We start from the raw sequence: 11,147 nt of genomic DNA on the forward strand, positions 1-11,147 counted from the left end.
GTTAGCTCCGATGCTTTTTAAGTTCATTAATAATGTTATTTAATTGGGAAATTTGCGACGAGTGTTTTTCCTGCATCAACACGAGTTGCGCTTTTTGTGCCGCTGTGTATTTTTCTAGTGTGTCTATATAATTTTTTAGGTCGTGAATGTTTTGTCTGAGAGCTGTAAGTTTTTCTGGTTTGGATGTTTTTTTATTGATGTTTAAAGTGATCGATGATATTAGACTTGCAATTTCTTCTCGTAAGTCAGGGTATCGTCTTAGAGTATCATTAGCGTTTCGTTTTATAGCGGCGGACTGTTCGCGCACTTTTTCAGAGTTTTGCAACATATTCCAATTATTGAACTGTCTAATCGTTAGAGGGTAGTATTCATCTTTAGCAAAGCTTTCGGTTTGAGTTGCCCATTTTCTAAGAATCAATATTTTTTCCATTATATTGTTAAGCGCTTCGTGCTTATTTATTTGTGATCGATTCATTTAGCCTCCTGCTAGTTTTTTGTGATGATACTCAATGATCTCATAAAGGTTTTGCAATTTTATCTCAAGGTTTTTAACTATTATGGAGTTTGAGCATAGGGTTTTTATTTGGTTGGATAATTCAAGTGAGTGCTGTTCCAAACCTTTTATATGTTCAATTGATGTGAATGAGAATGGGCAATTACTGCATAGTTGTGGGGTTGCGTTTTCTTTGTGAAGGGTGTTGTCCGAAAGCTCATAGCATTTCGAGCGAGACTTTATTCTATTATTTCCTGCAAGGCACTGTGCATGTTTAAAAGTTGATGGTGCATGGCCTCTTGAAGAAAGCCTCTCAATAAATGTATCAATTTTTTGGCGGTCGTCCAAACCTTTAAAAGTAACAGACTTTTGTAAGCGTCTGAATAATACTCTGACCATTTTCGTGTACCCGCCAGTCACGCTGTCGTTGGATATTATTCGATATATGATTTCTGAGAATTTTTCTTTTATTGCTTCATCCATATATTTTGCTATGTCGTTGTTGTGGTGTTTGTGTGTGTCTATATATTCTTCTATTTGCCAGTCATAAATTTTACTCAGCGTGGCTGCTTCGGATTGGGTAATCGGACTAGTTATGTAAATTTGGGTTGTTGCCAAGCACTCATGCTGGAGTTGGTATGATAGTGCGGGAAGATGTGGGAACTCGTGTTGGTTCATGAAAATGGTGCAGTAAAGCCTTCTGAACATATGTGGCGTTGAATGTATTTCAAATTTTAAGCGTGAAGAAATGAAATGATATGCTTGGCCGGTTTTATAGGCTTCAAAATTGTAGTCTGTATAGCTGCCTAAGAATCCCTTGGCAGAAAAAAGTTTATGTCTAAACAATGTGATATTAGTGTCTTTCAGTTTGCCTATTGAGTGAGTTTTATAGTCTATATTTAGATAGATTAGTTGTAGTTTCTCTAAAGCTTCAGCCGCTTTTTGTGTTGCGTTTCCTACATAAAATGGCAAATAGTCTTTTCGATTTTTTTCTATGTAAAACATCATTTCAAAGATATTGTTTTCTTTGTTGTAGACAGTGCAGGCGCCGAGGGATATACCGAGTTTACGATGTGTTATTTCGTCTCTTCTTCTTGCGTTAAATATAGCTATTATTAGAAAACAAGCTGTAAGTAGGTCTCTGGTTAAATGGTTTAGGTGTTTAATTGTTATTGGTTTGTAGATGTTTTCGGTTGTGACGGAAGGATTAATGAGTTTTGAGTGTAGAGATATATCGTTAAGTTTTGTTTTTATATTTCGGCCATCAATGTTGGATAGGCATGCACCTGCATAATGTATCGTCTCAAGTATAGCGTCACTCTGTTCGTACAATAAGGTCAGAGCTTCCTCTAACATTTTTCCTGCGCCATAACTGTTAATATTCTTTGTTCGTCCAGGTGTGTCCGTCAGCCTTTTACTTAGGCGGGAATATTCAGGATAAGGTACCATTCCTAAGCGGTAGAGGTTAGGTATCCTATACAGGTAATTTAATGCTTCCAAAGTCTGGCGTAATGAACTGTAATTCATGCCAAGAGTTAATGTTTCTTTCTGGTTTTTAGCTGCCGATGGCCAGCCTTTCATTGCTTTAAATTTCTGTACTTGGTCGAAGTATAAAGATGTCTCCTTGCCTGTTATGTTTGTAGAGATTGCTAATTGAAAGCCAGCACTGCTAACTGATTTTTTGCTGTTGGTGGACGTGAAAACAGGATGATCATAGTCGTTTGCTGTCGCAAGAAAACTGCTAAGTCTTTCACTAATATTCAGTGCTTCATGCCAACCCCCATTTGCTAAATGGCAAGGTAGCTTCTTTAATGTATGGGGAGAAAGGTCTTTAAGGTCGAATGTGTCGTTTAGCCAAATATATTCCATAAATTTAACTGTTATTGTTAACATAAATGCAATTCTGTTTGCTTTGCTTTTGGACGAGGGGGTGTTTCTCGAGTATTCGCTAACTGCATAAATGGTCGATAAAAATAGAATTTCATGATCTACTAATTTTGTAGGTTTTGGGTAGACCGAGTTGGGTGGAAGAACAAATCTCTGCAAAGATATCTCTTTGTAGCCAACTTCATCTTTCCTTGCTTCACTTTGAGTTATTCGAAGTAAAGCATCTGGTGTTACTGAGATGTCAGTGTCTAAAGGATGTTTTTTTAGCTGTAGAAGTATCGCGCTGGATAGGTTTTTATTAATCATGATTAATGGTTGCCTCTATCTGTCTTAAAATATAACCATAGGCGGAGCTATTAATGAAATTGTATAGTGCCTCGTTGAATATGATTCGAGGGGCTATCCGCATGGAGAAGTGGTCATTGTTTTCAGAGTAGAGCTGCTTCCAGTGATGGTAATAGTAGTTTCGTGTGCGTATGACTTCAGTTATCCGAAACTCATCAATTTCAATTACACGGTTCGGACAGCCATCACCGATATGGCAATGATGGGCTTGGCATATGTTCTCTCCAGATTGAAGGCTTTTAAAGGGATGATTGATCGGGTCGGAGCATAGTGCTCCATCGCCAATAGGCATTAAATTTAAAGTGCCGGTTGTTTTTATTTTTTCCATATTGAAGATGATCTTTTTTTCTAATCTCTTTTGGAACTCGAGATTAATTGAGGAGTTTATATTTCTGCTGAATAATTGGTCAAGATAAAGTCCGGTTGTGCCTATGCTTGTATGTCCGAGTTTGCGTCTTGTATGCTCGGTACTTCTCGTGGTGTAGTGCTCGAGGCTCCCAACTTGTTCTCGGATTTGCTCAAGTGTAAATTTGAAAAGGCTATGCCTTTCAATGAATGCGTCGGGTGTCATTTGAATCATTACAGATCTTTCCGTGTACATGTCTTTCGAAGTGGTCCACGAAAACCATATGCGTTGTTCGGTAGCGGGGATAAATTCAAGTAAGATTAGTTGGTTTCGATTCCATATAAGACGACGAATGGCATCTTGATAGTGTTTTTCATGCCGATCAATGAATACTGATGGGGTAAAGTCATCTGTTTTTGACTTGTACCCTTGGATTTCGTAGTGCCCATATTCTTCATCATATATGATGTTGTTGATTTCCATTGCAAACAATGAGGCTTTATTCCAGCCTGTTCTACAAAGTAGCAGTATAAATATGGCTTGCAACTCGATAAAGCAAGCTCTGACGGAAAGTGCTAAGATATGCCTGGTGTTAAATCCAGGTGTGGAGGTAAGGCCAGCTTGTTTGAGCAATTCGGGTAACTTGTAACCAACCCATAAACGCGCGCCTTTATAAAGTAATTTGTCATCTTTGATTATGTTTAAATAAGCGTTTAATCTTTTTTTAGGGCATAGTATCTCATAGCGCCTAATGTCGTAAGAAGTGGGGTAAGAATTGTAAATAAATCGCCTGATTACTTTCTCTGTTGATGCGCTTCGTGTCGATTCTTTTGAGCTAATAACGAGCTTTCTCAAGATTTCTATGTTGTTTAGATCGGCAATGCATGCGTCTATTATTTTTTGCAGGTCGGTGGCGAGCAGATCAATGGACTTGGAAATCAGTTCGTTGTAGTTTTTGTGTGGGACGGCTCCTAGTGGGATTTTATTACTGTGGGCTTTGGCGTGTTGCTCGGAATTAAGTATTGGTCGTGGATCTGCTCGCAGTGCTCCTAGAATCGTTTTGTAATTTATAGACTCTCTGCTTATTTCATTTGGGCAGTTAAATGTAGAGTGGATTACAAGATTTCTAAATGAAAAAGATATTTTTCGTCGCGATTCTGCCTTTTTGTCTGTTCGTTTCAATAGTCTTCGTTCAAGGGTTAAAAAGAGACGATGCAAAAGGGCCGCAGTCAGTGCGGATTCATTTTTGTTTAAAATTTCGATTGCGTCGATGTCGACAGAGAGTTCACTAAGTGCCTGCTGGATTCCATAGGTATAGCTGGTTGTCACTTTTTCGTGAATTGATCGCGAACTTATTTGTTTGAGTGCTATTGCTATCCATGCATCTTGGACTATCCCAATAGCGTCAAGATCGAAGACATCTGTTCGATCGTAAACTCGGCCATTTGACCTAAGAATTGACTTTACACATATTAAATTTTCACTTTGCTTGAACAAGGTACGAGCTCCCGTGCTTGCGTAGGTATAGCAGGGTGCTCGCCACTCTGCTCATTTGCTCACACTACATTGACATCCGACGCCAAGCTGTTGATCGCCGGCGATACCTTGTTTCGTCGCGGGGTAGGGCGTACGGATTTATGGGGCGGCGACCAGGCGACGATTGTGCGGTCGATCAAGCAGCGCCTGTATACGCTGGACGAAGGCGCGACGGTGGTCACTGGGCATGGGCCGGATACGTTGCTGGGCGATGAGATGCGGGAGAATCCTTTCGTGCGTGCGTGATGGGTTGTCGGCTCTGATACAAGCCGGTACAGACACACAGGCACAGGCCCGAGCCAAAGACAGCTATGCTTTACGCACCCCTGCACGGAATTTTTGCCGTTTGTCGCGTTCCAAACTCGGCACAGGTCCATTGCCAATGTCCTCTGCATCACAGAATGCAAAAGTAGGAGCTTCCTTCATGTTCACTCCGCGTCGTCTGCTTGTTGTCGCTACCGCCGTAGCCCTGTTGTCTGGCTGCGCTTCACCTAACCCTTATGACGGCAGCCAGGGACAGGCCAGCAATGGTTCCGAAAGCGGCATGAGCAAAACCGCCAAGTACGGCGGCCTCGGTGCGCTGGCTGGCGCATTGGCCGGTGCAGCCATCGACCATAACAACCGTGGCAAGGGCGCGCTGATTGGCGCAGTCGTTGCGGGTGCCGGTGCGGCGGGCTACGGCTACTACGCCGACCAGCAGGAGAAAAAACTGCGCGAAAGCATGGCCAATACCGGGGTTGAGGTGCAGCGCCAGGGCGACCAGATCAAGCTGATCATGCCGGGTAACATTACGTTCGCCACCAACTCGGACGCGATCTCCAGCAGCTTCTATCAGCCGCTGAACAACCTGGCCAACTCCCTCAAGCAGTTCAACCAGAACACCATCCAGATCGTTGGCTACACCGACAGCACCGGTAGCCGTCAACTGAACATGGACCTGTCCCAGCGCCGTGCGCAGAGCGTGGCCAACTACCTGACCTCCCAAGGTGTCAACGGTGCCAACCTGAGCGCACGCGGGGCCGGCCCGGATAACCCGATTGCCAGCAACGCCGACGTGAATGGCCGTGCCCAGAACCGTCGTGTCGAGGTCAACCTCGGCCCGATCCCTGGCCAGCAATACGGCCAGCCTGGCCAGCAGCAGGCGCCACAGCAGAACAACCAGTTCCAGGGCAACCCGTACCAGCAATACCAGTAAACCCCTGGGCACTAAAAAGGGCGCCGTGCAGTCAATGCACGGCGCCCTTTTTTGATCGTTCCCACGCTCTGCGTGGGAATGCCCGCTCGGACGCTCCGCGTCCTACTCTTGGCGCAAAAGCTGAAGCGTGTGCGGTGACGCGGAGCGTCACGGGATGCGTTCCCACGCAGAGCGTGGGAACGATCAGGCACCTTCGATCTACATCAGTCGATGTATTCGAACACCTTCACGATCTTCTGCACGCCCGACACGCCCTGTACCAGGTTGGCGGCGCGGGTGGCTTCTGCCTGGGTCAGCAGGCCCATCATGTAGACGATGCCGTTATCGGTGACGATCTTGATCCGCGAGCCTGGCACTGCACTGTCGGTCAGCATCTGGGCCTTGATTTTGGTGGTCAGCAGCGCATCATTGCTGATGGCCAGCAGAGTGATCGGGTCCATGACCTGCAGTTCGTTGTGGACCTTCTTGACGCGTTGCACGTCGGCAGCGGCTTGCTCGGCCTGGGCCTTGAGGTCGGCGCGCGGGGTTTGGCCTGCCAGCAGGACCACACCGTTGAAGCTGGTCACCACGATGCGCGAGGCACCGTTGCCCAGGTCGGTAGCCGCCTTGGCGACGTTGACCTTGACCTTGGTTTCGATCAGCGAATCATCGATGGTGCTGCCGAAGGTACGTGTGCCACGGTCGTCCTGGATAGGGGTGTCCCGTGTAGCGGTGATAGCCGAGCTGCAGCCGCTGATGGCGACGCACAGCGTGATGGCCAAAAGACTGAGGCGATTAACGGTCATTCTTCACTCCCGAACAGTTGGCTGTCGATCAGATCGCACAGGCAGTGGATCGCCAGCAGATGAACTTCTTGGATGCGTGCAGTGACATTGGCCGGGACGCGAATCTCCACGTCCTCCGGGAGCAGCAGCGACGCCATGCCGCCGCCGTCGCGACCGGTCAAGGCTACGACAATCATTTCGCGATCATGTGCGGCCTGGATCGCTTGAATAATATTGGCCGAGTTGCCGCTGGTGGAAATCGCCAGCAATACATCGCCCGGCTGGCCGAGGGCGCGGATCTGCTTGGAGAAGATTTCGTTGTAGCTGTAGTCGTTGGCAATCGAAGTGATCGTCGACGAGTCGGTGGTCAAGGCAATAGCCGGCAGGCTCGGGCGCTCACGTTCGAAACGGTTGAGCAGCTCGGAGGAAAAATGCTGGGCATCGCCAGCCGAACCGCCATTGCCGCACGAAAGCATTTTGCCTTCGTTGAGCAAGGCGTTGACCATCACCTGGCTGGCTTGCTCGATGTGCGGTGCAAGTACGTCCATCGCCTGTTGCTTGGTGTCGATGCTGGCCTGGAAAAGCTGGCGAATTCGGGATTGCATGTCCATCTGTGTGACCTTAAGTAGCGCGGCTGTTTGGCACAGGTAATGTGCAGCCCGCAAAGCAAAGAGCAAAAATGAGTGGTGAAGGTGCCCGGCGAATCAGCTGTCAAAGGCATTTTTGAGCCAGGTCAGATCAGCTGTGCCTGACGGGGTGCTTTCCATGGCAACCACATCGAAACGGCAGGAGCAGTCAGCCCAGCGATGCTCTTTTTGCAGAAAAAACTGCGCAGCGAGTATCAGCTTTTGACGCTTGCGCCCGTCGATACTGGCGAGCGCGCCACCCCATTGTGCGTGTTTTCTGTAGCGGACTTCGACGAATACTACTGTATCGCCGTCAAGCATGACCAGATCAAGCTCGCCGCGTTTACATAACCAGTTCTGCGCCAGAAGGCGCAGACCCTGTTGTTGCAGGTAGCTGAGTGCATGCAGTTCGGCATCCTTGCCGCTGTGTGCGCTGGACCGCTCGGGCATCAGCGTGGGGTATCGGGCAGGCGCTGAATGTCGCCGCCGACGAACTTCGCCCACGGCATCTGGCGATCAACGCGCTGGTTGGCGCTGATACCCAGGTTGCCCGAGAGGCCGTCGACACGGGTGTCCGGCAGTGCCTTGAGCTGGCCCAGGCGTGGCGCCAGGCGGTAGGCATCGACGCCCATCGCGTAGAGGCGGCCCAGGCTGCCATTGGCTTGCGGCCATTGCGCGGCGACCTGGTTGCGCAGTGGGTCGGTGGTATTAAGCAGCCAAGGGGTTTCGCAGAACATCACGTTGGTCATGTCCAGGTACTGGTTACGATCACCGCTGGCGCTGTACACGTGGGAGGTTGCGTATACCGGCACATCCCCGGCGTACTGGAAGTTCAGGGTCGGCTTGATCTGCTGGGCCAGTTGCGGCGTGACGGCCAGGAAGATGAACTCGATGTCCTGGCGACGCGAAGGCTGGGCGGCGACGTCGGTACCGACTGTGCTTTGCAGGCTCTTGGCGCGGCCTTCGCTCTTGCGCAGTTGGAACAGATCGGCGATCTGCTGGGCCAGGGCCACAGGTTGGTCGACATATTCAACGCCCATGACGGTACCGCCATTGGCTTCCCAATCCTGGCGGAACGCCTTGTAGACACGCTCACCCCATTCGCCACGGGGCACCATGGCGGCGGCGCGATGCAGGCCATCGGCACGGGCACGGCGCGACACTTCGCGGGCTTCGTCTTCAGCGGCCAGGCCGAATTGGAACAACTGCGCCGGGCCCTGATCGGTCTCGCTGTAGTTCAGGGCCAGGGTGGTGATCGGTAGCTGCGGGCGCGCGCTGAGTTGCTTGACCAGCGGTTTTTCCAGCGGGCCGACCACCAGTTGCACACCGGCGGCCTGGGCCTTGGCATAGAACTCGTCGAGGGAGGCCAGGCGCGAGCTGTCATAGAACTCAATGACCGGCGGCTTCTGCCCGGCTTGCTCAGCCTGGTAGTGCGCCGCCATGAAGCCTTCGCGCAGCGCTTTGCCTACAGCAGCCAGCGGACCTTCCTGCGGCAGCAGCAGGGCAATCTTGTTCAGGGGCTGGCTGGCCAGTTCCTTGAGCTTGGTCAGCGGTGCTGGCAGTTGCACTGCCGCCGGGTGCCCTGGGTTCTGAGCGCGCCAGGTGTCGATGGCGGCTTGTTGTTGCTCCAGCGTACCGGCGCCCTTGACCGCCTGGGCCAGAGTGATCCAGCCATCGAGCGTCGGGTTGCCGGTAGCTTGCAGCTGTTCGGCTGGCAGCGCGGCAATCAATACCCAGATAGCCTCGTGGTTGCTGCTGGCAGCTTCAGCCGTCAGCAGGGGCGCCATGGCCACCCGCTCGCGAGCGGCGGCGAGGGTCTGGCCGTCGGCTTCATAGGCGCGTGCATGTACGGTACCGGTGCGGATCTGCTGGTCGGTCGGCAGTTCCTTCAGGTTTTGCAGGCTAGGGTGGTTCAGCGCTGCCAAGGCCGCCTTGGGCTGGTTGCGCCCCATGGCCAGTTCTGCGGCCAGGGTGCTGGCAAATACTTGCGCGGCTGGCTTCAGGGCATCCAGGGGCACTTGCGCAAGGATCTGCGAGGAGCGGCCGGGATTGTTCTGCTGGTAGGCCAGGTCCGCCGCGCTCAGGCGCAGCAACGCGGCTTTTTCTGGCGTCTTGGCGTTCGTCGCCTGTTCGAGCAGTTGCTCGATACTGGCATCGGGCGTGCGTGGCAGTTCGCCAAGACTGGAGGAGGGCGAACTGGCGCAAGCGGCCAGCAAGGCAGCGAGGCAGAGGGCGGAGAGCAGCCGCAGGCAAGCGATCATGTAAGTGTTCCTGATACCGATCAAATTAGCGTGGAAGTGTACCCAAGCACTGGCCCAGGCGCGATGTTCATGGCGTTAAACCGTGGATTTAGGTCGTGCAAATGTTGCCAATAGCTGACGGTGGCTGAAACGGCATCGGCCGTGATGGCATATTTTCAAGGCGTCTACGCGCTACAATGTGGCTTTTGCCAACCATCGAGGTGTGCGCTTTGACTGCTCCAGGTCCTTTGAATTCCACTGCTGGCTCGCTTTTTGTGGTGGCGACGCCCATTGGCAACCTGGACGACATCAGTGCCCGGGCGCTGAAGGTGTTGCGCGAGGTGAAATTGATCGCGGCAGAAGACACGCGGCACTCCCAACGGTTGATGCAGCATTTTGGTATCAGCACGCCATTAGCGGCCTGCCACGAACACAACGAACGTGAAGAGGGTAGCCGCTTTATCACGCGTCTTTTGGCGGGTGATGACGTGGCGCTGATTTCCGACGCGGGCACGCCCCTGATTTCCGATCCTGGTTACCATCTGGTCCGCCAGGCGCGCGCCGCTGGTATCAATGTAGTGCCTGTTCCAGGAGCCTGCGCGCTGATTGCTGCATTATCGGCCGCCGGGTTGCCCTCGGACCGCTTTATCTTCGAAGGCTTCCTGCCCGCCAAGGCCGTAGGGCGTCGGGCGCGTCTGCAGGCACTTAAAGAAGAGCCGCGCACCTTAATCTTTTATGAGGCCCCGCATCGCATTCTTGAATGCCTGCAAGACATGGAGCTGGTGTTCGGCGGCGAGCGCCTGGCCTTGTTGGCCCGGGAGTTGACCAAGACCTTCGAAACCCTCAAGGGGTTGCCGCTGGAGGAACTGCGAGCGTTTGTCGAGGGCGACAGCAATCAGCAGCGCGGCGAATGCGTGGTGCTGGTAGCAGGCTGGGCCGCGCCGGAGAATGAAGACGCGGTGGGCAGCGAGGCCATGCGCGTCCTCGATTTGCTGCTCAAGGAAATGCCGCTCAAGCGCGCCGCCGCCCTGGCGGCGGAAATTACTGGCGTTCGCAAGAATGTGTTGTATCAGGTCGCGCTGGATAAACAGAAGGCCGAATAGTTCCGGGACCAAATCTGTATTTCGTCTGAACGTGATGGCAATGCTGCACTTTTAATACTTGTCCTCAAGCCGCCGTGCCGTTAACCTTCGCGGCGGAGAGTCGATTGGACAGTCGCTGCCCTCTATGAAAATTAGGGGGGGGAGGAAAGTCCGGGCTCCATAGGGCGAAGTGCCAGGTAATGCCTGGGAGGCGTGAGCCTACGGAAAGTGCCACAGAAAATAACCGCCTAAGCACTTCGGTGCCGGTAAGGGTGAAAAGGTGCGGTAAGAGCGCACCGCACGACTGGCAACAGTTCGTGGCTAGGTAAACCCCACTTGGAGCAAGACCAAATAGGGTCCCAAGGCGTGGCCCGCGCTGGGACCGGGTAGGTTGCTAAAGATGTCCAGTGATGGCCATCGTAGACGAATGACTGTTCAAGACAGAACCCGGCTTACAGATCGACTCTCCACCTTTTTTCCTTGCGTTCGAATCTCGTGCGCAAACCCGGTAGTAACGCAAGAATCCCTCCCTGCCAAATCATTGGCAGATGCATCTTCGTAATACCAAAAAAATCTTACTCTTAATAAATTACTTTAACTTTGCGCTCTAGCTCTTTGAGCTATTTGCTGTTG

9 protein-coding genes, 1 other RNA gene and 1 pseudogene are annotated in these 11,147 nt (G+C 51.3%); 4 read left to right on the forward strand and 7 right to left on the reverse strand.

The genetic code is table 11. The features are described 5' to 3' along the window. Window position 1 precedes the first annotated feature (1 nt). The 3 genes from RHM69_RS26485 to RHM69_RS26495 are packed head-to-tail and all read right to left on the reverse strand — an operon-like array spanning window position 2 to window position 4,568. A complete protein-coding gene (locus tag RHM69_RS26485) occupies window positions 2-475 on the reverse strand; it encodes a hypothetical protein (protein ID WP_149873203.1) in 474 nt (157 codons plus the stop codon). Next, window positions 476-2,686, reverse strand: coding sequence for a hypothetical protein (locus RHM69_RS26490; protein WP_200645810.1), 2,211 nt, complete (start codon window positions 2,684-2,686; stop codon window positions 476-478). Continuing rightward, complete coding sequence (locus RHM69_RS26495; RefSeq protein ID WP_200645811.1) at window positions 2,679-4,568, reverse strand: hypothetical protein; 1,890 nt, start codon at window positions 4,566-4,568, stop codon at window positions 2,679-2,681. The genes RHM69_RS26490 and RHM69_RS26495 overlap by 8 nt, the downstream gene beginning before the upstream one ends. 81 nt (window positions 4,569-4,649) lie before the next feature. Between RHM69_RS26495 and RHM69_RS26500 the strand changes: the two are divergent. Beyond that, a pseudogene (locus RHM69_RS26500) lies at window positions 4,650-4,853 on the forward strand (MBL fold metallo-hydrolase); the annotation flags it as partial. Window positions 4,854-5,031: 178 nt separating this feature from the next. Further along, a complete protein-coding gene (locus RHM69_RS26505; RefSeq protein WP_019816951.1) occupies window positions 5,032-5,802 on the forward strand; it encodes an OmpA family lipoprotein in 771 nt (256 codons plus the stop codon). Between the two features lie 203 nt (window positions 5,803-6,005). On the opposite strand, the gene RHM69_RS26510 is transcribed toward RHM69_RS26505, so the two are convergent. From RHM69_RS26510 to RHM69_RS26525, 4 genes are all read right to left on the reverse strand, one after another. Then, the gene (locus tag RHM69_RS26510; RefSeq protein ID WP_200599127.1) at window positions 6,006-6,587 is read right to left on the reverse strand and encodes a BON domain-containing protein; all 582 of its coding nucleotides are present in this window, start codon (window positions 6,585-6,587) and stop codon (window positions 6,006-6,008) included. Continuing rightward, window positions 6,584-7,177, reverse strand: a complete 594-nt coding sequence (locus RHM69_RS26515; protein WP_007904374.1) for a phosphoheptose isomerase — start codon at window positions 7,175-7,177, stop codon at window positions 6,584-6,586. The genes RHM69_RS26510 and RHM69_RS26515 overlap by 4 nt, the downstream gene beginning before the upstream one ends. Before the next feature lie 93 nt (window positions 7,178-7,270). Then, window positions 7,271-7,642: a YraN family protein gene (locus RHM69_RS26520; RefSeq protein ID WP_200599128.1), complete on the reverse strand. Its 372-nt coding sequence runs from the start codon at window positions 7,640-7,642 to the stop codon at window positions 7,271-7,273. Beyond that, window positions 7,642-9,453 (reverse strand): penicillin-binding protein activator, encoded by a 1,812-nt coding sequence (locus tag RHM69_RS26525; RefSeq protein ID WP_014716968.1) that lies wholly within the window; start codon window positions 9,451-9,453, stop codon window positions 7,642-7,644. Before RHM69_RS26525 ends, RHM69_RS26520 begins: the two co-directional genes overlap by 1 nt. Before the next feature lie 176 nt (window positions 9,454-9,629). On the opposite strand from RHM69_RS26525, the gene rsmI reads away from it, so the two are divergent. Beyond that, a complete protein-coding gene (gene rsmI, locus RHM69_RS26530; protein ID WP_144269763.1) occupies window positions 9,630-10,535 on the forward strand; it encodes a 16S rRNA (cytidine(1402)-2'-O)-methyltransferase in 906 nt (301 codons plus the stop codon). 96 nt (window positions 10,536-10,631) lie between these two features. Next, window positions 10,632-10,985, forward strand: an RNA gene (gene rnpB / locus RHM69_RS26535) — RNase P RNA component class A. Window positions 10,986-11,147: the final 162 nt, after the last annotated feature.

The sequence above is a fragment of the Pseudomonas sp. CCI1.1 genome (assembly GCF_034348165.1).
Taxonomy (GTDB): Bacteria; Pseudomonadota; Gammaproteobacteria; order Pseudomonadales; family Pseudomonadaceae; genus Aquipseudomonas; species Aquipseudomonas paracarnis.